Source organism: Algoriphagus sp., assembly GCF_013373065.1.
Taxonomy (GTDB): domain Bacteria; phylum Bacteroidota; class Bacteroidia; order Cytophagales; family Cyclobacteriaceae; genus Algoriphagus.
In genome coordinates, this window is the sequence record NZ_JABXIN010000007.1 from 19,873 (window position 1) to 43,109 (window position 23,237).

General features: G+C 36.5%; 20 protein-coding genes and 1 tRNA gene. 2 read left to right on the plus strand and 19 right to left on the minus strand.

Going from position 1 to position 23,237, the window contains the following annotated elements; all coding sequences use genetic code 11:
• Positions 1-2: 2 nt before the first annotated feature.
• A complete protein-coding gene (locus tag HWE15_RS05660) occupies positions 3-311 on the plus strand; it encodes a DUF5335 family protein (protein ID WP_290506540.1) in 309 nt (102 codons plus the stop codon).
• An 808-nt stretch (positions 312-1,119) separates the two neighbouring features.
• Here the strand turns inward: HWE15_RS05660 and HWE15_RS05665 are convergent.
• From HWE15_RS05665 to HWE15_RS05700, 8 genes are all read right to left on the minus strand, one after another.
• The gene (locus HWE15_RS05665) at positions 1,120-2,394 is read right to left on the minus strand and encodes a hypothetical protein (RefSeq protein WP_290506541.1); all 1,275 of its coding nucleotides are present in this window, start codon (positions 2,392-2,394) and stop codon (positions 1,120-1,122) included.
• Positions 2,391-3,323 (minus strand): hypothetical protein, encoded by a 933-nt coding sequence (locus HWE15_RS05670; RefSeq protein WP_290506542.1) that lies wholly within the window; start codon positions 3,321-3,323, stop codon positions 2,391-2,393. The genes HWE15_RS05665 and HWE15_RS05670 overlap by 4 nt, the downstream gene beginning before the upstream one ends.
• A gap of 21 nt (positions 3,324-3,344) precedes the next feature.
• Positions 3,345-4,691, minus strand: coding sequence for a serine hydrolase (locus tag HWE15_RS05675; RefSeq protein ID WP_290506543.1), 1,347 nt, complete (start codon positions 4,689-4,691; stop codon positions 3,345-3,347).
• A 118-nt stretch (positions 4,692-4,809) separates the two neighbouring features.
• Positions 4,810-5,724 carry a hypothetical protein gene (locus tag HWE15_RS05680; RefSeq protein WP_290506544.1) on the minus strand — a complete coding sequence of 305 codons (915 nt, stop codon included), beginning with the start codon at positions 5,722-5,724 and terminating at the stop codon, positions 4,810-4,812.
• 120 nt (positions 5,725-5,844) lie between these two features.
• Positions 5,845-6,309, minus strand: coding sequence for a GNAT family N-acetyltransferase (locus tag HWE15_RS05685; RefSeq protein WP_290506545.1), 465 nt, complete (start codon positions 6,307-6,309; stop codon positions 5,845-5,847).
• Positions 6,310-6,437: 128 nt separating this feature from the next.
• Positions 6,438-6,860 carry a hypothetical protein gene (locus HWE15_RS05690; protein WP_290506546.1) on the minus strand — a complete coding sequence of 141 codons (423 nt, stop codon included), beginning with the start codon at positions 6,858-6,860 and terminating at the stop codon, positions 6,438-6,440.
• Positions 6,857-8,071: an alpha/beta hydrolase-fold protein gene (locus HWE15_RS05695; protein ID WP_290506547.1), complete on the minus strand. Its 1,215-nt coding sequence runs from the start codon at positions 8,069-8,071 to the stop codon at positions 6,857-6,859. Before HWE15_RS05695 ends, HWE15_RS05690 begins: the two co-directional genes overlap by 4 nt.
• A gap of 190 nt (positions 8,072-8,261) precedes the next feature.
• The gene (locus HWE15_RS05700) at positions 8,262-10,019 is read right to left on the minus strand and encodes a tetratricopeptide repeat protein (RefSeq protein ID WP_290506548.1); all 1,758 of its coding nucleotides are present in this window, start codon (positions 10,017-10,019) and stop codon (positions 8,262-8,264) included.
• Positions 10,020-10,223: 204 nt separating this feature from the next.
• Here HWE15_RS05700 and HWE15_RS05705 point away from each other — a divergent pair, with 204 nt between their 5' ends.
• The gene (locus HWE15_RS05705; RefSeq protein WP_290506549.1) at positions 10,224-10,421 is read left to right on the plus strand and encodes a hypothetical protein; all 198 of its coding nucleotides are present in this window, start codon (positions 10,224-10,226) and stop codon (positions 10,419-10,421) included.
• A 366-nt stretch (positions 10,422-10,787) separates the two neighbouring features.
• Here HWE15_RS05705 and HWE15_RS05710 read toward each other — a convergent pair whose 3' ends face one another.
• The 11 genes from HWE15_RS05710 to HWE15_RS05760 all read right to left on the minus strand — a co-directional run bounded on the left by HWE15_RS05710 (position 10,788) and on the right by HWE15_RS05760 (position 22,496).
• Complete coding sequence (locus HWE15_RS05710) at positions 10,788-11,009, minus strand: hypothetical protein (RefSeq protein ID WP_290506550.1); 222 nt, start codon at positions 11,007-11,009, stop codon at positions 10,788-10,790.
• Between the two features lie 24 nt (positions 11,010-11,033).
• Complete coding sequence (locus HWE15_RS05715) at positions 11,034-11,486, minus strand: hypothetical protein (RefSeq protein ID WP_290506551.1); 453 nt, start codon at positions 11,484-11,486, stop codon at positions 11,034-11,036.
• Position 11,487: 1 nt separating this feature from the next.
• The gene (locus HWE15_RS05720) at positions 11,488-12,096 is read right to left on the minus strand and encodes a hypothetical protein (RefSeq protein WP_290506552.1); all 609 of its coding nucleotides are present in this window, start codon (positions 12,094-12,096) and stop codon (positions 11,488-11,490) included.
• Positions 12,097-12,831: 735 nt separating this feature from the next.
• Positions 12,832-12,894, minus strand: a tRNA-Asn gene (locus tag HWE15_RS05725).
• 75 nt (positions 12,895-12,969) lie between these two features.
• On the minus strand, positions 12,970-13,947 hold the full coding sequence (locus HWE15_RS05730; RefSeq protein WP_290506553.1) for a DUF3871 family protein: 978 nt from the start codon (positions 13,945-13,947) through the stop codon (positions 12,970-12,972).
• Between the two features lie 121 nt (positions 13,948-14,068).
• On the minus strand, positions 14,069-15,262 hold the full coding sequence (locus HWE15_RS05735) for a DUF4339 domain-containing protein (RefSeq protein ID WP_290506554.1): 1,194 nt from the start codon (positions 15,260-15,262) through the stop codon (positions 14,069-14,071).
• Between the two features lie 29 nt (positions 15,263-15,291).
• The gene (locus HWE15_RS05740) at positions 15,292-15,471 is read right to left on the minus strand and encodes a type I restriction enzyme endonuclease domain-containing protein (protein ID WP_290506555.1); all 180 of its coding nucleotides are present in this window, start codon (positions 15,469-15,471) and stop codon (positions 15,292-15,294) included.
• A 64-nt stretch (positions 15,472-15,535) separates the two neighbouring features.
• Complete coding sequence (locus HWE15_RS05745; RefSeq protein WP_290506556.1) at positions 15,536-18,643, minus strand: type I restriction endonuclease subunit R; 3,108 nt, start codon at positions 18,641-18,643, stop codon at positions 15,536-15,538.
• On the minus strand, positions 18,630-19,769 hold the full coding sequence (locus tag HWE15_RS05750; protein ID WP_290506557.1) for a hypothetical protein: 1,140 nt from the start codon (positions 19,767-19,769) through the stop codon (positions 18,630-18,632). Before HWE15_RS05750 ends, HWE15_RS05745 begins: the two co-directional genes overlap by 14 nt.
• Positions 19,770-19,785: 16 nt before the next feature.
• Complete coding sequence (locus HWE15_RS05755; RefSeq protein ID WP_290506558.1) at positions 19,786-20,952, minus strand: restriction endonuclease subunit S; 1,167 nt, start codon at positions 20,950-20,952, stop codon at positions 19,786-19,788.
• Entirely contained in the window at positions 20,949-22,496 is a 1,548-nt protein-coding gene (locus tag HWE15_RS05760; RefSeq protein ID WP_290506559.1) for a type I restriction-modification system subunit M, read from the minus strand. Before HWE15_RS05760 ends, HWE15_RS05755 begins: the two co-directional genes overlap by 4 nt.
• Positions 22,497-23,237: the final 741 nt, after the last annotated feature.

The window sequence follows — 23,237 nt, forward strand, 5'->3', positions numbered from 1 at the left end:
CAATGGGATCAAGGGGAAAAATTGAAAACGAGCATTGGCAGAATAAATTGCAGGCTTTTTCATCCACTAATAAGGGTCGAATGGCTACCATTGTAGCACGGGGAATGACCATCATTGAAAATAAGGCATTCAATTGTGTTATTTACGATCCCATACAAAAAGGAAATGATCTAGTTCTGGCAATAGATGGTTTCGTCCATATGGTCGATGAACCTGTAGAGATGTACATAACTGAAGAATCCAATGATATGGTTTCTACACTAGAAATTTTGGACCAAAACGGTGTGATAACATTTTTGAGGCTTCATTAAAATAATAAACCAAATTCCACTATGATAAACATGCTATTAATAATCAAGCACCGAAAATGCTTGTAGATATAGTGGATCAATCATAACTTCCTAGTTATTTGTTTTTTTCTTTTTGCTCATCACCTCAGTGCTTTCTTAGGTCTGATATAATACGCTTGTTTGGTTGATGAGAACCGGGATGGCATTGATTGCAGTTGCACTGTCAATTCAAAAATCGAATGAGCAATGAGGTTGAATGCTAAAAGATGGAATATTTAACGAGGTAACTACCTATGATCCAGAACTTCCTTCTTTTTGTAGTAAATGTGACCGTAACCAAGAAAAAGATTCTCGGCTGCATCTTTAAAGAAAAAATTGAAAATCTTGATTTCGAAGTTGCAACCACCCTTTCACTACTGAAATATCGGTTCTAATGGGTATAGAGGGTGGGATGGTGTTAAAAAGAAAAAAGAGATCATTTCTGATCTCTTTTTTAAATTGGCTCCCCCTCTTGACAAAAGCCGCAACTGGGACTAATAATCGTTTTGATTTATCTGATGTTTGGCATTTCTATTACTAACTCTAGATTTCAATTCCTTTATCCTTTCTATTCAATATTGATTTCATTTCCCATCCAGTTTATAGTTCTATTCTTAACAATCTAACCTATAGCATTAAAAATGACTGAAACTATTAAAAACTAGAAAAGAAACAGTAAATAGGATTAAAGACGCTCTTGTTTTCATCATTATTTTATAGGTTCTGATTGCTTCATTTTGACAGTTTTTAATTACTAATTTGTTCATTTTTAAACTGTTCTATTTTCATTTTAGTCCAAAATAGCATGGATAAAATGAGCTCCTCTGGTTAATTCCACTTTTGCATCTAACTTTATCAGGCGCTCATGCTGTATTTCCCAAAATTCTACCTTCCCTTTTCTTGGGTTTAATTCTTTCATTTCATGAAAGGAAACTACAGCTACCGTATTGCTTTCTGAATCAAATGCAGCATCTTCTGGGAGAGCACCATCGAAAGAATAATTGGCTCCTAAACGTTCTAGTTTTCCATTATTTGGAGAAACTTTAATAAGGGTTAAAGAAGGTCTAATAAAAAGTGAATCAGCATAGGTTGGCGGCAGAAAGGATCGTTCCATATTCACAGCTACGATATATTGATTGTCAGGGCTGAGATCAAAGCCTTCCGTACTCAACCCGGTCTTTACTTCAGAAATAAGCTCATGGTTTCCCTTCACATCAAACTTGATTGATTTAATAGAACTTACACGTGGTTTATCCAAGCCTGTAAATGCATAGTCACAAACTGCAAAAAAATCACCGTTGTTGAACCACTTGCCTTCACTCCACCTGATAGATACTTTTAGTAATCCACCGATAGGTTCTAGCCCAAGGGTATTGTTATTTCTTGTTATCCGATAAAACCCTATTGAGGTGTTGTCAAGATTGACAGCTAATATGTCCTTGGAGGGATGAAAATATAGTGAGGTAATTCTCTTGAAATTGTTGAAAATACTCGTGTCTGCTAAAAAGGTTTTGACGATTTTACCATCCTCAAGTTGAGAAAGAAGAATTTGTGTCTTTTCACTCTGAATTACGGAACTTGCTAATACAGTTCCTGTTGAATTTACCGAGACAGAGAAAACATTGTTTCCTAGTTTTTCTTGCTGCACTACTCTTGGATTTTCAATATTAGAAAGGTCAACTACAAAAAGTCTACCTCCATCGGGAAGTGCATCCCACACCCGCTGCATCTTGATTTTTGTTTGATGATTGCTACCCTTTGTTTCTGCAAAATAGCCTAGTTGTGTTTTGGGTGAATAACTAAAAACGGAAGGCCAACCAATAACTGAATTGCTGAGCGAAATTTGACTTTTTGTACTATTGGGGTGGTTGAAAGAGAGTACGGTCAGGCTATCCTCAATTTGGAAATTCTTGTTTAAAACTCCATCCTCATAAGAGGAAGCAATCATATCCGCATCTGATAGAACAATTAAAGCCCTTGCCTTAAAATTGTGTTGTTCTGTATTACATGCATTTAAAAATAGCGTAAGTACAATTAATACTATTGATAAGTTAGTATTTCTCATTGCTGTAATTGCTTTTTAACCGTTTCGAATGCTATCCAATAGATATTGCCTCTCTCTTCTTCCTCAGAGACGAGTCCTCTATGGAAAAATAAATACTTACCATCTGGTGAGACACTGGCTGTAAACTCACATAATTTAGTATTGACTAAAGGGCCCAGATTTTGAGCCTCCGTCCAGATACCATTATTATTAAAGCTGATATATAGATCACAGCTTCCATATCCTGAGGAGTCACTTTTTCCATCGAATAACACATAGCTTTCATTAGGAGCTACATAGGGGTGAGCGATCATATTAAGCTCGGCTCTGTTGACTTCTGGTGCCAATTTATTCATGCTGTTGTAGGTGCCTTCTTCATTGATCGAATTGTAAATGCCGTTATCTTTTGTTTCGCCATTTTCACTCTTCCAGGAGGTGTAGTAAAGATTGCCATTCTCGGCAGCCGTCAGATACATGGCAATTCGATCTAGAAAAGGACCTTTCAAAGGAACTGGCTGACTCCAGCCACTTTCGGTTTTCTCACAGTACCATTGGTGCAGTCCGGTTGATTTAGAGGAATCCGGAAGCGGTCTTAAGCTTCCAAAATAGAGTCGATCTCCGGTTGGGTTGATGTGTGGTTCAAAATCCCATCCTTCTTCTGCTTTGAAGAAGGCAACTTCCGGTTCCGACCAACTTCCATCGACTAATCGCATGGTATAGATTTCATTGTCTGCTTCGGGCATTCTACGGGTAAAAAACAGTTCATCCATTTCCAGACTGAACGTAATGGCGAACTCAAAGGCGTCCGTTGAGATAATCCCTGGTGCAAAAATCAGTGCTGAATCCAATGGGATGGGATAACTGAGCAATTCAAGGTTGTGTTTCTGTTTCTTCTGGCATGAAGTGACCAGGACTATAGATATGGTGATGAATGAAAGGAGCCTTTTCATAGTTTTTGCTAAAAAAATCAACTACTCTTTCATGTATACATAGGCATTTGCAACGCCTATTTGAACCAGAGATAACTCACCCGTTTCTAGATTGAATTTGAATTCAGCACCATTGTCTTCCATGAGAAAGGTATGGTTCCCTTTATAAATCATCGGGTAGGCCTCAAAGTCGTTTAATTGTGAATAGAGCGTGTTTTCTCTTCTGGTAATGGTGAATTTCCCTCTTCCTTCTTGAGAATAGATTCCAACATATTTCTCCAATTCCTCTGAAGAAAGGTCTACTGAACCAAATTCAGGTAATGAAAAAGGTATATTGAAGTAGCATTGGGTAACATCCCTCAAAAGTCTGGCAAAATTATAGTCTATTGCGTTGGAAGTGATCCCGATAGCAAGACTGTCTTCTGGGAAATAAACGGCATAGGATCGAAAGCCCTCCAAGATTCCGCCGTGTCCAAAACCTGACTTATCCTCTACATCAAATGGAAGTAATCCCATACCATGGTTATCCTGAATGGTCATCATAGCTTGCAAGCTATTAGCTGATACTATTTTCAGTTGGAATAACCCTTCTAAAAACTTGGTTAAATCATATGAAGTGGATATGATGCCTCCAGACCCCATGGTTGTTGATAGGTCTGTAGCGATTTCTTTTATCCAATTAGTATCATTAAAAGTATAAGAATTGGCTTCATTATTAGCTAGATTGATTGTACTTCCATAGTAGGTGTTTTTAAGGTCCAAAGGCTCACAGATTTTTTCTATTAATAAATCACCAAAAGGCTTTTCATAGATCTTCTCTAAAATGACCGATAGCAAAAAGTAATTGGAGTTACTGTACTCTACTTTTGAGTCAGGTTCAAAATCACTTTTGTATTTTGAGATGATATCCACCATCTCATTAGGAGACTTGTATTGAGTTCTGTATGTAAAAAATGAACTGTCTTTAGTAAAACTATGGATACCACTTCTATGACTCAATAGATTACGAATCGTTATTTTATCTGCATTTTCAATTCTTGGAAAGTATTGATTAATTCGTTGTTCAAGATCAAGTTTATTCTCCTCGATTGCCTTGAAAATCAAGGTAGCAGTAAACATCTTGGATGTTGAGGCAATTCTATATTTGGTATTCGTTGTTGACTTCTTTTTGGATTCCAAATCGTCAAATCCAATTGTTTTGGAGTATACAACATCTCCTTTTTGACTCAGCGTAACGGTTCCCATGAATTTGTCATTCTCATGAAGCAAATTCAATAAGCTATCCAACTTTGATTTATTGAAAGCATCATTCGAAGGTTTAGAGCTTGAGCCCCTATCACATGAATAAAGCAAGGTTGTGGTCAAGAGTAAAATTATGATTTTACGCATTTTTCAATTCGATATTTAAGTGGAATAATTTATAGTCTGAGTTTTTCTGAATACTGAGCTGCCAAAAGATTTTGAATTCCTTACCATGATTGATTTCATACTAAATTCAGGGTTGGTTTTAATCACATTCAGAGCTCAATTGCTGGTAATCTGATATTGAGATACTAGGGATTTCTTGATTCTCATTAATTTTTATACATGTCAATTTTGGATTTCGATCTGCTCTTATGCTCGTTAGATAAAGATGATGGCTTATATCTAGACCCGAGAGGGTATTTGAGGAAATGTATAAGTGCCTCAGCAGTGGGTTGGATTCCAGGGATATGGAGGAGAGCTTATTATTGGAAATGATCAAGGTCTCCAGCTTTTGATTAAAACTTAGGTTCAAATCCTCCAAAAGATTACTTGTCACGAGCAAACTTTTAAGATTTATGGCAGCTCGAATATCAACTGAGTTTAATTGGTTATCGGTAATGAACAGGTTTTCAACTGATTGATTATCAATTCTTATTTCCTTAAGATGATTAAATGACAGATTTAAGGTGATTAGATTTTTGGCCTTTGATAGGCCTTTGAAAGATTCCAAACCGTTGTTCTTGAGGTCGAGAAGAAGCAAGTTTGGATTGTTGCTTATGTCGATATTAGTCAGGAAGTTCCCATCTAATAGCAGGGTGTCTAGAAGGATATTTTTTGACAGGTCAATATTCTCAATTTCTTGTCCAGATGCGGCTAGGAAGGTGATGTTTTCAAATTCTTCCAAACCTGAAAAATCACGAATCCTTCCAGGGTTACTTGATTCATTAAAATTCAAATGTGTGACCTTCTTGGCATCAGTTTTTAAAATTTTTTGATCTATCAGGCCTTCTGTGTCTATTCCCAACTCAATTAATTTTGATTCAAACTCAAAATCCGGGATCATCAAGTAGCTTTTAGAATCAGGTCCCTGGTAAGTGTCTGGGTCCACACAGGAGGTCGCTAGCAGTAGCGTAAAAGCGATAATTAAAAGATTGAATTTTAGGTGTGTGGAAGTCATTATTCATTTTTTGAGTCTACAAAGAATCTACTCTTTTATCGTATTGAGATTTCTTCTAAAGCATTGATTATAGATCCCTAAAAGGAAAATTTTTCTCTTAGAATTATTTTTATGATTCTTCTATTTGAGTTTTTTGAAATGAAGCTTCATGCCCTCATGGGAGGCCTCAAAACCCATTTTTTCGTAAAAGCGAAGCGCTTCAGGCCTCCTTTTATCGGTTGTAAGTTGAAGTACATGCGCTCCCTTCGCCTTGGCTCGATCAATTGCCCATTCGAGCATTTTAGAACCCAATTCTTGGCCTCTATGATCTTTATGGATGCGAACAGCTTCGATTTGTGCTCGGATTCCACCTTGGTAGGTGAGGTATGGGATAAATGAGAGTTGAAATGTCCCGATTATTTGATTCTTCGAATCTTCCATGACTACCAGCTCTTGGTTCTTATCATTTTGAATCTGATCAAAAGCATCTTGGTAGCAAGCGGGTAGGGGAATTCTAAAGTCCTCACGTAGTTTTCCAAGATTGTCATTGGCTAGTAAGGACACGATGAATTCAAGGTCTTTTTTGTAGGCTATTCTGAACTTCATGTGTCATTGTGCTTTTGCTATGTCGGCAAAGATTCCAAGAAAACCTTGACAGAACGACCGAAAATGAAATTCCAGACTCTTATCTAAATAATTAAAAATTGTCCTGACATAGAGTTTTCTTTTTTCTTTCAACTCTTCAAAGCATCATCATGAGCTAGCCTCGTTTCGTTTGGTTTTGAGAATAAGGAGATGATAAGGCATAGAGAGATTACGAGTGTCAAGGGAGTGAAAACGAGCTTTTCAAATCCACTTTCTGAGGCTAGATTTCCGAGCGTATTTAGCAAAAATAGGATCAGCATCCCCCAAAGGATACTCCTAATGACCTTGGAGGGGATGTTTACTTTTAAATAGCCTATTTTAATCAATATGATAGCCAGAAAGAATCCATTTAGTAAAATGGAAATGGATTCGAAAATGATCATTTGGCCCGAACTGATTAGGCGTCCACCCCACACGATTGTATAGGGGATTATTGAGAAAATGATCATAAAGTGAAAAACAATGATCAGAGAAAATAAGGCTATTAGTACGATTTCTGCAGTTTTTTTCATTCCGAGATTATTTTGATAAGGCGGTCTATCTCCATTTGAAAGTCAGCTTCCTGACCGAGTTTATATTGGTAGGAAACTTTAATTGCTGAATTATAAGTATTGATTGATTCTTCTATCTGCCCGGATTTCTCATACAGTTGAGCCAAATAGCTTAAAATTCCAATATAGTTTGGATAGGCCTCGGTCGCTCGTTGAAGTATGGTGATGGCACTTTCTAGTTTATTCATTTTTTCCATTTCCATTACCAGCTTGATATAATCGCCGGCTGGCCTTTTGGTATTCTCACCGTATTTAGCCATTAACGCTTCTTCTCCCCAAAGGAAGGCCTCATCAGAATAGTTGGTTTTTAAATCATTGGAAAGTGCTAAGTCAGAAAATAAAAATCTAAGGCCATGATAATGGAGTAGTAGACGTGAAGCATCATGCTCTTCATCACCTACTTCTTCATGTCTCCAAATAAAATTTTCCGGTGTATTTCGCTTGATTACGTCCACGTAGCGAAGGAGTTCCTGTCGCATTCCCCAACCGTCACCACCACCGATACCGAAGTAAACAGATTTGTTTAATTGAGTGTTTTCGATGAAAAACTCTTTGGCTTTTTGCGTCATTTCCTCTTGATTCCACCAAAGTGCCGGTGCCTGGACAATGAAAGCATCGAAGGTTTCTGGACTCTCCATTAATGCGAATACACCGAATAAGCCACCGAATGAATGCCCCTCCAATACCCGAAAGGGATGTGTCCGGAAGTTATTATCTACATATGGAATGAGTTCTTTGCTCAAAAATTCCAGGAAAGCAGGAGCTCCTCCGCTTTGAGAAATCCCTGTATTTCCTGAGCCTCCGAAAGCATTTTCCCCAGCATGGGATGGCGTCAGATCTCTTGCTCGGTCAAGGCTTTCTATTGCAACAATAATCATCGGCGGGATCAGGCCTGATTCGCTTAGCATCTCTACAGTTCCGACCGTGTGCTTAATGTTTGCCAGCCCATCCAGAACATACAGTACCGGATAGCCTCCCTGACTTTTTTCATAGCCTATTGGAAGTGAAATAATGAAAGGGCGATCCTCTTCAAGAATTTCTGAATAGAGTATATACTGCCTACCAAGCCCTAAGAGCTGATCGTCTGATGTTAATTCAATTTTATTGGCTAATTGAGCATATACGCTTACTTGTAGCAGGAGTAGTGCAATTAATAAAATTGTCTTTTTCATAGTGGAGTGCCTTAGTTTTTGAGTTTAATTTACCTCGAGTAAAATCAGTGATTTTGACTTTTTAGATCACCTTTTTAACAGACTGAGCCAAAAAGAAACCAGGGTAATATTTGAGTGTAAATTTTCGAAGGAAAAAGTAGGCAGGCGACCGAAAATGAAATTTCAGACCTTTTTAAAAAGATTTATGCGGTTACTTTCTTTGTTTTTTAAGCCAGGCCGATGGAGTCAATCCCTCTGACTTTTTAAAAAAATCATTAAAAACTGATTTGGTACGGAACCCACATTCATAGGCTATCCCTAGTAGCGTATAGTGATGATAAGATGGATCTAACGCTTTCTTTTTAAAAGCCTCAACTCGAAATCCATTGATATATTCATTGAAGTTTTTTCCGATTGCTTCTTTTATCAGCCAAGAAAGACGATTTGGATGTAAGTCTATTGCTTCTGCCAAGTTTCGAAGAGTCAGGCTTTCTTTGGTGTAAAGATGCTCTCCTTGCATCAGGTTTTTGAGTTTTAATAAATAGTCCTGTTGTTCTTTTTCAGAGATGAGAATATTGGAAGGACCTTTATTTTTAGAATGGGATTGGGCACTTGGTTGATCAAATACTTGGGGAATGAGCGGTTGGAATTCTTCCGATCGAGTGATCGGGTGATTTAATGGTTCCTGAAGAAAATTTAAATATTGACCTCGCTTCACTTCCAGTTGGGTGAGCAAGTAGTCAAAGGCTTCCTCTTTTTCTTCTGCATAAATGAGCTTCCAAAGTGACCAGGGGAAATAAATGTCCTCGGATTTTGGTAATTGCTTCAGGTCTATAGGCTTTCCATTATTTAATGCATGGAACAAATGAGGGAATAAGTAGGCTTCTGTCAAATTAGGATAATTATTCTGGAGCTCATCTAGGTTTTTTTTATCATTCAAAAAAATATAACATAGCGCACTCACTTGGATTGAAAATTCCCAGGTTGGGTCTATTTCAAGGGACTTTTGAAAGTGAGTCAAAGCGGTAGAAAAATCTTTTTGCAAGTAGTAAATGTTGCCTATGGTAAAGTGGTGATTAGCAGAGAGCGGATTGACATCTAATGCGCTCTTTATGAAATTTTCAGCCTCGTCAAATTGTCCCAAAGCAATGTGAGCTTCGGCAGCAGATTCCAGAGATTCTGGATCGTTGGGATTGATAGATAAGGCTAATTTTAGGCGGTCCAAGGCTTCATATGGATTCCAATTGACCCAAAGTGACTTTGTTGCTAAAGCAAAATGAGCTTCAGTAGTTTGATTGTTTATTCGAACCCCTTCTTTCAAATGGTAATCTGCCTTTTTTAGGCCTTCCTCTTTATCCATTGCACCCCAGGAGGCTTTTAGCCCATAGCATTGAACCAATCCAAAATGGGGTTGATAAAACATGGGGTCTAACTGGGTGCTTTTCTCAAAAGCCTCAATGGCATCATCAAATTCATTAAAATTCCAACGAAGCTGATGGAAGCGACCTTTCAGGTATAGGGAATAAGCTTCAAAGTTTTTGGTATGAGCAGTGACTAGGTGATCCTCGATTTCCAAGTGTCCAAAATTCTCCCGGATTCGGTCTGCGACCAACAAACTGATTTCATCCTGCAAATCGAAGATATCCTCCAGCGTCCGGTCAAAAGTCTCGGACCAGATGTGAAATCCGTTGTCCGTTCGGATGAGTTGCACGGCAATTCGAACCCGGTTTCCTGCTTTTCGGATGCTTCCTTCGATGACAGAGGAAACCCCCAGCTTATTTCCGATGATACGAACGTCTATTTTTTGACCCTTGAATGCAAAGGAGGAAGTTCGAGCAATGACTTTTAAACTTTGGATTTTGCTGAGTGCGTTGATGATTTCCTCAGCTATTCCGTCGGAAAAATACTCGTTTTCCAGGTCAGAACTGAGATTGTCAAAAGGAAGTACGGCGATGGAGCGTTGATTCATCCAATGGTGAAGAACACTAAAAAAGTGCTCTGGAAATAAGTATTAGCTGTTGAAGACCTTTCAAGATAAAACTTCCTGAAGTTTTTGGCTAAAAAAATGGAAAAAATGAACATTGTAATTCTCAGATTTCCATACGATTGGAATACTAGCTTTCATGAGGATTGCCTTTAATTTCAAGCCAGAATAAAAATTGGGCGAAAGAAATTGGCTTTACACTACTTCTCATTGACTCAGTCTGAATTTGATGAATTTATGGATCAAAATACAGATCCTGATCTGGAATATCGAGTGAAGCGACTATTGTCTTTTCATCTTGATAACAGGGAAAGGTTTCGGAAAGAAGGTGTTTACATTCCTTATAACTTGGGTGATAGCCTTAGAGACCCGTTCGGAAATGATTAATTAGAAAATCTTAAAAAGACGCTCTTGGTTTAAAAAGCTCATTCTTTACGTAAAAAAACGAAAAGGCTCTATTTTCATTTAGCTTAGTTTTTGATTGATAATCAATCAATTATAATTTTCAGCTGCAGCTCGGTCTTTTTCTTGAGTTGTGAGTTATAAAAAAGCTGCAGCCGTTGAAAAAGTCCGATTAAACGAAACTGGAGAGGCTTTAAACGAAAAAAGAGGTCGTCTTTGACCTCTTTTTTAAACTGGCTCCCCCTATCAACGATAGTTGCAACCGGAATACTCTTCCTTTATGATTGAAGGAAGTTGAAAAGGGATTATCATTAAAATGAATTCAAATTATTTTAGCTTGAACCTAAGCACTTATTTTACATTTTTAAGTCTTTCAGCAAGACTAGCTTTCATTTTCTGATATCCTTCTTTTCCGTATATTTTTTCGAAGAAAGAATCATCTTCTAAAGAAATGTGCTCATCCTTATCAGGGGAAAGGAAAGAGTTTATATAGGCTCTAAACAACTCCTTATCATTGGCACTTTTTAATTCCCTATCTTCTTCATTTTCTGGTTCTCTATTCTTTTTTTTCATAGTCATTAATTTGAGATTTATTTCTTATTGCAATAACTCCCACTTTTCTTTATAAAAATCTACGTTGTCTCTAAATATCCTAATATCATTATCCTTATGGGGTTGTCCGTTTCTTCCAGGTGCATTCAGCCAGGTTTGATGATTGTTTTTGATATTTTCAGCCAATTCGTCACCGGGAACAATGTAAAATTCTGGCCTTTCAAATTCGGATTTTAGCATTACAAAGATGTAGTATAAATTTTTTCTTTTTTCACGTTCATACTTCTTATTTAACGGCCATTTTTTATTTCCGTTTTGGATTGTTTTTACTTGAATTGCAAAAGTTTTTAATCCATTTGGATCAAGAGCCAAAATATCAACACCTTCGTTGTTTCGTAGAGTAATGGACGCCATAAATCCACGTCTTGAAAGTTCAGCAGCAGCATAGTATTCTCCTGCAATTCCTGTAATTCCTTTAGAAAGTTTATTGTTAGTCATATTAAATGCTTTTATAGAACCAACCTTTTGATTTGCTTAAAATGGGTGTTGTTGAAACAAAAAATTTGTCTGACGGAAAAGCGAACTCAATTTGTCCAAATTCGTTTTTGATCAGAATCGTATTTCCGCTTACTTCAAGTTTTCCAACGGTTTCAAAATTGTTGGATTCGTTCAATACTTCCATATTTTCGGGATAAAATGGTTGCTCTTCTACCCACATTTTGTATTTGCCTCGAAGTTTAAATTTCTGTCCAATTTCTTGAGCGTATTGCTCGGTGAATTCTTGATAATCGTATTCAGTAACCTCAATTAAGTTCTTGACTTTTATATTTTGTAGTCCGTTCCTTAAAGGCGCATTTCCAAATTCAAATTTAGCGTTTAATGAATTTTCTAAATCTTGTTTTGAATAACGAAGATCATCGGGTAATATTCCTTGTTCGTTCAGAGTGGTGATGAGTTCAGACAAAACGTAGTCTCTGAAATCTTCGTGAAGTTTTGTTAGATGAAATCTAAACCAAGGATATTTTGAATTGATTAGTTGAAAAGGTTGGTCAAATCTACCGTATTCGCCTTTTTCGTTTACTTCTAATCCTTCATCAGTCAAATCCATTTCATTGTGATGGTAAATGAATTTCTCTCCGTTTCGATCTCGATTGCGTTCGATTGTCAAACTTCCACCTTCTGATAAAACCTCAAAAACTGTTTCTCTCATATTCTATTTTTCATCAAAGTAAGATTGTCGTTTCTTTAAAGTGTATCGTCCTATTTGTTAAATGTTGAGTTTTTTCTGACTGCTTGGAAATGTAAACTCACGGCAGAATGGGTTAAACAATAGTTGGTAGCAACAATTAAGCTCTTCGATCTTTGACGAACCCATGCCCCGCATAATTTTTCGATCATAAAATTCAAACTCTGAGGTGACTTTTTTCATGACTTTTAAATCCAAATTGTAAACACTTCCTAATGGTTGGATTAAAATACTCTGGCTATTACAATGATTTTTTATATTAGGGAATCGACAATAAATATCTCATCCCTTTAGTCTCAATTTAGATCTAAATCAATCCCACGCTGAGATAGATTATGGCTCCGAAAATCCCTTAAAGTCCTGTTTCTATTTTAATTTACCTTATTCAAGGTAGGGGAAAAAGATGATAGAAGGTATACTTAACTTTTCTGGCGACACAAAGTGGCACAAAAAATCACTTAATTCTTTATTTGTTGGATATCTCTTTGGAGATGAATTAGTTTTAAAAAGTTGCAACCACAAAAACCTCGTTTAAATGAAAGAGAATAGGTTTTAAACGAAAAAAGAGGTCAAAATGACCTCTTTCTTGTTTTGCTCCCCCTCTTGGGCTCGAACCAAGGACCCCATGATTAACAGTCATGTGCTCTAACCAGCTGAGCTGGCTCACTATCAGAAAGTTAAGGTCAGGAATCAGAATGAGGATCACTTTTATAGCACGCAAAGGCCTGTTTTAACTTAAGAAAGAAACCACTCGTACCCAGAATTTTCATTTTTCAGAGCCTTTACAACTCCTGTTGAAAGTTGTAGGGCATTGAGGTTTCTGTCTAAGAATGTATCGATGTATGAGCTCTTGTTAGCCTGAGTGAACAGGTTGTAGAGATTCCAAAGATTGATTTCTCCAGAATCATTCCTACAGAAGCTTTCATCCTTGTAATAATCTTTTACTATTGTGTTGAATTGCCCGTCGTTGAATTCGAGAACAGGGATTGCCTTTCTTTGTTCTTTTGGGAGATGCTGGTATAATCTGCATCGTCCTATTAGTTGGGCAAATTGGTGCTCTGTTAAGCTGTGCTGAGTGAGATCATAGAGCTGGCCCAGCAACTGGTCAACCTGAAACTGTTTAACCAGCTCAAAGATTTTTCCATAAAGCTCCTTCACCGAAGATGCTCTCAGTTCTGTTTGGATTCCATCTGTACTAATGCAGAGGTTGCAACAAACTAAATTCTGAAAACCAATAAAGAACTTGAACTTTTCCATGGACTTCTTATTGAAGAGGTTTTCCAGATTGTAGCTTCTAACTCCTCCGATAGTGAGCGCCAATGAATTGCCGTTGATTTCTTCCTCAATGGATGGAATTCTAGCGATAAAAGCCATGCGCTCATAGTAGATGGTTTTCTCGTGATCAAAGAGCTCCTTAGCAGGCTTGTGGATGGCCTCAGGCGTTCTTCCTTTGATCTCGTGACTCACCCTGATTTCTGGATGTTCCAGATAGATTCCTCCCAAGGCATCAGAAGTGGCTAGCATAGCAATATCAATGAATTCTTGGTGGGAAATCGTCCGTTCATTATCCTTTGCAAAGACTGGGATAATACAATCGTGTTCCAGATGATGGAGTTGAACTTCTAGGCTATTTGCCTCAATGAATGGTTTTCGGGGTAGCGATTCTTTCTTCATCGCTCCTCCATTTTGAATAATGGGAAACAACTGTTCCATGATTGAAAATTGTTTTGGTGAAACATAACCGTGGGGAGTACCCAAACGGCCTCAATCATGGGAGGGGTTATCAACAGGATGTAAGCTTAATTTTCATTGATTTGTTTCATTCCTAATCAAACTAAACCACTTGAATTTTTTTACGATTAATGAAAAAATAGAATATAGCCGAAAATAATAAGGAGGAAATAGAAAAATATATTAAGACCTTTTTATAAAAAATATTTTCAATCTCAGAAATATAGTATCGATTTGTATAACATTTATACCAAACCGTCCATTCGTCATTGAAAACCTTACTATCATTTCTACTAGTGTTCTTTGAAATTTTATCTGTATCAAGTAAGTAGCTTGTATAATCTTTAAATTGAACATGAACAGTATCAATTCCTCGATAGTACTTTGGAAATTGCTGTTCTATCTCATAAAATTCAGACTTGAGGTAAGGAAAATCAGAAATCTTTGATAAAGAACCTTGAGAATATGAATTATCTTCATTTTCTACAATTAAAAATTTAGCAGTCTTTTCATAAGCTACATGAATTGGGTCTCTAAAAGTTGAAACCTTAGAATCTGGCACACTAAAATATGGGGATTTGTAACCTGGTAGAATTTTGAATTCCCCAATACTGTATGCCATATCTCCAGACCAACAATAAGTTATCGAAAATATTTCAGATTCTTTATTCAATTTATAAGTTGAGAAACCAGAAAATTTCTCAGCTTCATAATATTCCACAAATTTTGAAATGTAATCCCATTGTTCTTCATCAACATTAGGATCATCTTTAAAACCTATAAGATGTTCACTAGTATGAACCACTGTTTTTTCTCCAGGATCATTTTTCAAGTTAGAATAATACTGAAAAAACGTAGATAACTCAACATCATACATCTTACCTTTTGTACCTTTCAAATCGTAATCAGAGATTGATGATTTACCCTCAAAAACGAGGTCAATCTTTTTATTAAATTCAGCTAGATCCTCGCTTTTTTGAGAATCTATCACGAAATATGAAATAAATAAACAAACAAGGACACCCAAAAACCAAAATAGTATTTTTGGTATTCTAATTTTATTTTCTTGTTTTTCAGAAGTGTCAGTTGTTATTAATACCTCATTATCCTTCTCTTTTATTTTATCCGAATCAAATTTTTTTTCAAGGAGTTCTTCAAATTTTTCTAGAGGCTCCCATTTGTTCTCACCATCTTTAAGTATTAACGTTTCAATATTTAGTTTACGCGATTTTATTTCAGAGGCGGTATAAGGTCCACGTCTTTCTATTCCATCTAAATAGTAATAAGTAGACTCCATATTTAATTATGGTTTTATGATATGAATATTTAACTATTGACCGCAGCAATCCCCAATTCTCCACTTGGTGGCAACTGATAATTTTTAGGTTCTTTATTTATCCAAGTTGCCATCATCTTGTCTTGTTCTATTACGGTCTCTGTGGCATTTTCTTGCATATCTGGAGGATAGCCATGCTTTCTAAGAATTCGCTCAACAGCAATACGCATTTAAACTTGAACTTTTTCTCTTATCGTCCAATCAATCCTAATTTAAACTCTATGGTTTGCGTAATCAAATTTGTCCTCCAACTCCCTTAAACTTGTCCACAAACGAAGATATCTTTTGAAATACACTTTGTTTTTTTGTCAAATACTGAGGATTCAACGGACTCATTTTCGGCAAGAGCGCATTGAGTTCTGTTCCGTTTTCGCTTGCGTATTCTCGTCTTAGAGAAGCAGAGATATATCGCTTTGCGGCCTCCTCATTAAGATTTTCACCTTTTATTAACTCAGTTGCCTCAGATTTCTGTTGTTCTTGTGCATAGGTGAAGAAAGCATCAATAATGCTTGCTTTATCCTGGATGGAGTCAAGTTCGGTTGCATTGATAAAGTCTACCACTAAACTTTCTTTAGCTCTATTACCAATACTCGCACGAATAACTCTTCGGATTTCCTCAATCAATGAGGCTTTATCCTTGTTTTTCTTATTATGTTCAAAGATTAATTCAAGGATGTAATCAAGATTTATTTCTTGTGATTTCAGAAGATCTATTTCAAAAATAACATCATCCCAATCAATTGTTGATTCTTCTGGTTCTTTACCGCTTTTCTCCCTTCTTAACCAATCACGAATATCATTATATGTTGAGCGATAATCCTGAATTATTCGCTCAGCAGGCAATTCAATCTTTCGCATGGCCGAAATGTCTTCGTCAGTAACGAAATGATCTTCCTTAAACGCTTCTAAAGCTTCTGGATCGTTAATATCTATTGTTTGAAGTGCTTTTAATTTAGTGAACTCATCATAGTTCTGAAGTATGTTTTCTACTCGTAAATACTCACCAAACAGTTTTACAAAGTCCTTTTTATCCTTTTCAGTAGCTATATCTTCAGGATTAGGAAATTTCTCATTAAGCTCTTTTACGACTTCAACGTAACCTCTACGTGCTTCTCCTGTTAAAATGTCTGTGAAGCCTTCTAAATATTCCTTGTAGCTTTTTTCTAGTACTACATTTTTTGTGTTGCTATCTCCAAATAGTGTTATGGCATCTACAGTTGCTTTTTCTAAATCTCTAAAAGTGATAATATTTCCGAAGGTCTTTGTGGCATCATAAATACGATTGGTGCGCGAAAATGCTTGCATTAAACCATGATAACGAAGATTCTTGTCGACGAACAATGTGTTCATAGTAGGTGCATCAAAACCTGTAAGGAACATACCTACTACGATAATAAGGTCAACCTCTTTATTCTTCACTCGTTTCGCAAGGTCACGATAGTAGTTTTGGAATTCTTTGCTTTCAACCCCAAAACTAGTTTTGAACATGGCGTTATAATCATTGATAGCTTTGGTCAAAAACTCTTTCGCACTTTGATCCATTGCTGAAGGCTCAAAGGTTTCGTCAACAATCTCACCAATTGCATTTTGTTCTTCGTTGGCTGCATAAGAAAAGATGGTAGCTATTTTCAAAGGCTTTTCACTTTCTTTTTGAAGAAAGTTCAACTCCTCATAATAGCATTTAGCTGCATCCACACTGCTTACAGCAAACATGGCATTAAAACCACTGTTACCTCCCTTAGTTCTGTGTGTTTTCTGTCTGTAATTCTGTAGGATGTACTGAGAAATCTCTTTAATACGAACAGGATGTAGTAACGCTTTCTTGTTCTCTGCTGCACTTAATTTTTTCTCATCAACCTCTGTTTCTATACCCTTAAAATGTGGGCGAACATCATTATAGTCCACCTTAAATTTCAGAACTTTCTCATCTCTGATTGCATCTGTAATGACGTAGGAGTGCAACTCCCTTCCAAAAACGCTTGCCGTTGTTTCTGATCCCAAAGCATTTTCTGGAAAAATTGGTGTTCCAGTAAAACCGAACTGATAAAACTTTTTGAATTTTTTCTTTAGGTTCCTTTGAGCTTCACCGAATTGAGAACGGTGTGCTTCATCAAAAATGAATACAACTTGTTTTTGGTAAACGGGCAAATCACCCTCACTTTTAATGAGGTTGTTCAGTTTTTGAATGGTGGTTACTATGATCTTATTATCATCCTTGTCAATATTCCGCTTTAAACCAGCAGTACTTTCTGAACCATTCACACTATCAGGTGAGAACCTTTGGTACTCTTTCATGGTTTGAAAGTCCAAATCCTTACGGTCTACTACAAAGAAGACCTTGTCAATAAAGTCAAGTAGAGTAGCGAGTCTCGCTGCCTTGAAACTAGTTAGCGTTTTACCTGAACCTGTGGTGTGCCAAATATAACCGCCACCTTCATTTGTTGACCATTTTTTCGCTTCAAATGAACTCTTAATCTTCCATAAAATCCGTTCAGTTGCTGCAATTTGATATGGCCTCATTATGAGCAGCGTGTTACTCACATCAAAAACCGAATAGGTTAGCAGTACATTTAAAATTGTATGTTTCTGAAAAAATGTAGCTGTGAAATCCTTTAAATCTTTAATCAAAGAATTATCAGCCTTTGCCCAATTCATGGTGAAGTCAAAGCTGTTCTTATCTCGTTTTACTGTATTGGCAAAATAGCGGCTATCAGTACCATTTGAAATGACGAATACCTGTAAATATTTAAACAATGAGTTTTCACTATTGAAGCTTTCTTTGCTGTAACGATGTACTTGATTAAAAGCCTCACGGATTGCAATTCCCCGCTTTTTTAATTCTACCTGCACAAGAGGCAAACCATTCACTAAAATTGTTACATCATATCGATTGGAATGTGTTCCTTTCTGCTCGAATTGTGATATTACCTGTACTTTGTTTCGAATGATGTTTTTTTTATCTACCAAATAGATGTTCTGGATATGTCCATCATCAAATACAAAATCATAGATATAATTATCGTGTATTTTTCGGGTTTTATCTACGATACTTTCTCCTGGTTTGTCTAAATACTCCTCTACAAAACGAGCCCACTCACCATCTTTAAACTCCATGTCGTTAAGTGCTTGTAGTTGCACTCTAACATTTGCCAACATTGCTTCCAGTGTGGTTATGTTTTTGGGATTTTCATAACCTTGATTTACTAAATCTTGGATGAACTCGCGCTCAAGTGCTGATTCGGTTTGATAAGTTGCGGGAGCTCCATGAGCTTCTGAATACTTCTTGTATTTTTCTAAGACGATGAAGTTATTCGATTCCGCTATGGTTTTATACTGCGACATTCTCTTGATTTACAACTTCTGTATTAGACGGTTTAAAGCGGTATATTTTTATGATTATTTCCCTAACAAGGTAACCCAATACTCGTTTGTCATTTTCGTCCAAAATTGAAACCTCTTCTCCATGGTGTTTGGAATGACTGGATAAATTGATAATGCGGTTGTAATATGCTTCACGAGCATCTCTTGGTAGTAATTCTTCCCAATTATTGAAGCCAAGAAAAGTAGAGGTTTTCTCAAATATATTCCGCAAAAAATTAAAATGGTATTTTTGAATTTCTCCTGATTCTATTGCTTTTTCAAGTTCAGCTAAGAGAAATAAGTGGTATGAAAAAGGGGAATCCTTTGGTTGATCTGCAAGAGAAAAAGTCCCATCAATTAATTTTTCTAAACGCCATTTCCTAGTATCTTTCACCCTATTAAATTCATTGAAGAGCACATTGTAGAATAATGGGTTGTGTGTGGTGATGATGAATTTTAAATCAGAAGTACTCGACTTAATTAGCATAGCAATATCGACAGCCAATTCAATAAGGTGGGTGTCATCTAAAGAGCTTACTGGGTCGTCAATGAATATATACTGCAAATCATTGAATTGATCCGTTTCTCGCTCAGACACCTCTGCTTCGTTCAAAATATCAATGGTTTGCTCTAAAAGGCTGTAAAAAATACTCCAGATAAAGCAACTCTCTTCTCCCTTGGAAATTTTCACATACTCAGAATCTGAATCGTCACCAGTTTCAAATGAGAATCGTACTTCTGAAAATTCTTCGTTGAAATTTGGAGTCAATTTATCATTTGTGTACCGTTGAAAATGGGCTGATATATTAGGTTCTTGACCTTGTTCTTTAAGTATCCAATTAGTGTAGCTATTGGGCTGGATTTTCAACTTCCTGTCAGTATCGTTATCCAAATCATTGTCCCAAAAGAATAAATCTTCTGTAAAAGCATTGTAGTAAAGTACCTTGATACCTGATTCGTCTTCGGCATCAGAATCTTTGGGTGCAATCAATTCTTTGAACTTTCGGGATAAGCGTGTTTTTCCTGAACCGTTAAACGCATAGATTAACTGCACTTTTTTATTTGTATCCCTTAACTCAGTTGCTATTTCTGTTAATGACTTTCCCATATTAAACCTCTGCATTTTAATTAGGAAAGCTTAATAACATTTCACGGTAATACTCATACTGCTTTCGTCTTAATTCAATCTCTTTTGGTAGGCCTTCACTGATTGAAGAAGTGAGAACATCAAATTTGTCCAAGATTGAAACAATTCGTTCTTGTACTTCCTTTGAGGGAACAGGAATTAATACTTTACTCAATCCTTTAGAATTGATGGAAGAAATTTTTCCAGAAGATATATGCCTTCTTATCTGATCATGGAACTGACGTGTGCGCGTATAGTAGGCTACATATTTTGGATTTAATGAACTTCTGAAAGAAAAACAAGCATCGTGAATAACAACGCCTTCATCTCCTAACCAAGCTGTTCCCATGCCAATATCTTCGATAGTTTCACCTGCTGCTACAATAACAACATCACCTTTTTCAGCAACTCTTAGCTTTTTGTTATTGACTAGTTCTTCGCTTACAAATGATATGGTTTCATTCGCCCAAGTACCATAGTGTGTGTACATTTCACCGTAATGAATTGTAGGAACTCCTTCAGAGATTAGATCAGTTTTAACAAAGCGTTTACCTCTTTGGAATTCGCCAATTTCCCCTAATTTTTCCTTTTTAACTTCTGATTCCTCAAAAATGAATAATTGTTCTCTATAGTAACTATATTGGTGCTTCCGAGCGGTAAGCTCTGCGTTAAGCTCTGTGGTAAGCTCTGTAAATGAATCGAGAATTCGAACGATCTCTTTTTGGATTTTTAGTTCTGGTATTGGAAATAATTTCATTGAGTATTTACTAATCCATTGTCTCTTGTGATCGCCTTCAACCAAACCACTCGGGAGTGAATTAAGCCAGTAGAATATATACTTTAACAAGACTTTACCCTCGTCTTTTGAAGTTATCATCTTCATGGCAGAAGATTTTGCCTTAAAGTCAAAATCAACCCATTTGTTTGCGGTTGTAAAATCATCAAAAATTATGACGGGGTTTTCAGAAGCTTTGTAAATCCCTTCCGTTTCGTCTGTGTATCCTAGTATAAATGTTTTTCCAGCAGTTAAAACGGGTGTTTTAAACTTGTTACTGTAATTTTTCGATTCTACTAGATACTTTGTAGGCTGTTCGTAATTGGTGATATCACCTAAAGGCTGCCACTCAACCTTTTTGCCTCTTAACAATTGGTTTAAAAAACTCATGCTTCAATCTCTTTTATTATTGCTTCAATATCCGCACGTAGTTTGGTTATCTTCTTTACAGTTTGGTCTACTTCTTTATTCAGCTCAATAATGTTGACCTTTTCTCGATTATCCTTCGCTTCAACATAAGAGCTTACTGAAAGATTATATTCATTTTCCTCAATCTTAGTATTATCGATAGAGCATGCCACATGAGGGATTTCCTCTTTGTTTGCGAATATTTCCAAAACCTTGGCAATGTGCTTTTCTGTCATCACATTGTTGTTGGTTACTTTTTTGAAGAAATCTTCACCGCTTGCATCAATGAATTGAGTTTTTGTTTCTGTTTTATGTTTGGATAGCACCAATAAGTTGACCGCTATTGGAGTGCCATAAAATAGGTTTGGAGCTAATGATATAACTGTTTCTACATAGTTATTGTCGACTAAGTATTTTCTAATCTTTTGCTCTGCACCACCACGGTAAAAGATGCCTGGGAAGCAGACAATGGCAGCCCGTCCTTTACTTGACAGATAGCTAAGTGCATGCAATACGAATGCAAAGTCGGCCTTAGACTTTGGAGCCAAAACACCTGCAGGAGCAAAGCGGTCATCATTGATCATGGTTGGATCATCGCTTCCAATCCATTTTACTGAGTAAGGCGGATTGGAAACTATCGCATCAAATGGCCTTTCATCACCTAAATGAGGTTCTCGAAGGGTATCACCCAGAACAATATGAAACTTGTCGTAATTGATGTTGTGCAAGAACATATTCATACGAGCAAGATTGTAGGTAGTGTGGTTTATTTCTTGCCCGAAGAATCCTTCCTCAATAATGTGATTATCAAAGTGTTTTTTTGCTTGCAAAAGCAAGGAACCAGAACCTGCTGCTGGGTCATAAATTTTATTTACAGTTTTCTGACCATGCATCGCCAATTGTGCAATGAGTTTGGAAACGTGTTGTGGTGTAAAAAACTCACCACCTGATTTTCCAGCATTGGCTGCATAATTAGAGATTAGGAATTCATAAGCATCCCCAAATAAGTCAATCTGGTTGTCTTCAAAATTTCCAAAATTCAACTCAGCTACACCTTTTATAACAGCAGCTAAACGATTGTTTTTGTTCTCTACAGTATTTCCAAGTCTTGAACTGGTAGTGTCAAAGTCTGCAAACAATCCTTTTATGTCCTGCTCAGATGGATACCCATTTGCTGAACTTTCAATAGAATCAAAAATTGCTTTTAGGTCCGTATTAAGATTTGGGTTCGTGTAGGCAGTTTTGGCAACATTCACAAAAAGCTGACTTGGGTAGATGAAGTAACCCTTTGTCTTTATTGCATCGTCTTTTATTTCAGGTGTAATCACATCATCCGATAAGCTTGGGTAATTAACACTTTCATCGCCACCTTCAATGTAATTTGTGAAATTCTCGCTAATAAAACGGTAGAAAAGTGTTCCTAACACGAACTGTTTAAAGTCCCAACCGTCAACTGAACCACGTACCTCATTGGCTATTTTCCAGATTTTATTTTGAAGTTCTTGTCTTTGTGCTATGCTTGTCATTTAATGTTATTTATTTCTGTGGTATAACTTCTTGTTTATGGGCAATTTTTTAAAAACGTTTAAAGGCTGATTTTTGCCTTTCTTTGTACATCATTCTACTAAAGTGCAAGGAATATCTCTTAGAATGTTCTACCTCTTGCTGTCCTCTCTAGGAGAGGATTGAATTTCTTTGATAAAATCTTGAAACATTTTTGAAAAAGTCAATGCTTAAAAATAAGAGTTTAATTGAAAAATTACTGTGATTTTGAATGAAAAGACTTCAAAAAAGTGATCGATTAATGCTATTTATTTATTAATGGAGACTTTTTGAAAAGTCCTTTCAAAAAGGATAAATAGGTCATAACGGATACGTACTTCTTAATAAATTACAAAATTAATTTTTTGATAAAAAAATTAGTTTTTTATTATATGGATAAAATAAGAAAGTGTTTAAAACGCTCTATTATAAGTCTTTAAGGATATTTTTTTTAAAAAAAATCCAAAATTTGGAGAGAAGGAAATTCAGAAAATTTGTATCTTTGAAATGGAGTTGTGTACCAAAAACCCATGTGCATAATCACCTGTTGAACGGATGGGAAATCCCCATAAACTGCTGGTCAGAAGTCGGGTAGTAGCTGTATTCTTGAAATAAAAGAAATAAATAGCGGTGAGGTGTCCCCGATAGCTCCAGGAACTGGGACAAAGTCGAAATCTTCAGCTCGGACGTTTCGATTAATATTGAAATAAAGAGGGTAGACCGAG

Excerpts from the sequence above, each read along its gene's own strand:
- HWE15_RS05660 (WP_290506540.1), top strand. The coding sequence starts at position 3 with ATGGGATCAAGGGGAAAAATTGAAAACGAGCATTGGCAGAATAAATTG.
- HWE15_RS05665 (WP_290506541.1), bottom strand. The coding sequence starts at position 2,394 with ATGAGAAATACTAACTTATCAATAGTATTAATTGTACTTACGCTATTT.
- HWE15_RS05670 (WP_290506542.1), bottom strand. The coding sequence starts at position 3,323 with ATGAAAAGGCTCCTTTCATTCATCACCATATCTATAGTCCTGGTCACT.
- HWE15_RS05675 (WP_290506543.1), bottom strand. The coding sequence starts at position 4,691 with ATGCGTAAAATCATAATTTTACTCTTGACCACAACCTTGCTTTATTCA.
- HWE15_RS05680 (WP_290506544.1), bottom strand. The coding sequence starts at position 5,724 with ATGACTTCCACACACCTAAAATTCAATCTTTTAATTATCGCTTTTACG.
- HWE15_RS05685 (WP_290506545.1), bottom strand. The coding sequence starts at position 6,309 with ATGAAGTTCAGAATAGCCTACAAAAAAGACCTTGAATTCATCGTGTCC.
- HWE15_RS05690 (WP_290506546.1), bottom strand. The coding sequence starts at position 6,860 with ATGAAAAAAACTGCAGAAATCGTACTAATAGCCTTATTTTCTCTGATC.
- HWE15_RS05695 (WP_290506547.1), bottom strand. The coding sequence starts at position 8,071 with ATGAAAAAGACAATTTTATTAATTGCACTACTCCTGCTACAAGTAAGC.
- HWE15_RS05700 (WP_290506548.1), bottom strand. The coding sequence starts at position 10,019 with ATGAATCAACGCTCCATCGCCGTACTTCCTTTTGACAATCTCAGTTCT.
- HWE15_RS05710 (WP_290506550.1), bottom strand. The coding sequence starts at position 11,009 with ATGAAAAAAAAGAATAGAGAACCAGAAAATGAAGAAGATAGGGAATTA.
- HWE15_RS05715 (WP_290506551.1), bottom strand. The coding sequence starts at position 11,486 with ATGACTAACAATAAACTTTCTAAAGGAATTACAGGAATTGCAGGAGAA.
- HWE15_RS05720 (WP_290506552.1), bottom strand. The coding sequence starts at position 12,096 with ATGGATTTGACTGATGAAGGATTAGAAGTAAACGAAAAAGGCGAATAC.
- HWE15_RS05730 (WP_290506553.1), bottom strand. The coding sequence starts at position 13,947 with ATGGAACAGTTGTTTCCCATTATTCAAAATGGAGGAGCGATGAAGAAA.
- HWE15_RS05735 (WP_290506554.1), bottom strand. The coding sequence starts at position 15,262 with ATGGAGTCTACTTATTACTATTTAGATGGAATAGAAAGACGTGGACCT.
- HWE15_RS05740 (WP_290506555.1), bottom strand. The coding sequence starts at position 15,471 with ATGCGTATTGCTGTTGAGCGAATTCTTAGAAAGCATGGCTATCCTCCA.
- HWE15_RS05745 (WP_290506556.1), bottom strand. The coding sequence starts at position 18,643 with ATGTCGCAGTATAAAACCATAGCGGAATCGAATAACTTCATCGTCTTA.
- HWE15_RS05750 (WP_290506557.1), bottom strand. The coding sequence starts at position 19,769 with ATGGGAAAGTCATTAACAGAAATAGCAACTGAGTTAAGGGATACAAAT.
- HWE15_RS05755 (WP_290506558.1), bottom strand. The coding sequence starts at position 20,952 with ATGAGTTTTTTAAACCAATTGTTAAGAGGCAAAAAGGTTGAGTGGCAG.
- HWE15_RS05760 (WP_290506559.1), bottom strand. The coding sequence starts at position 22,496 with ATGACAAGCATAGCACAAAGACAAGAACTTCAAAATAAAATCTGGAAA.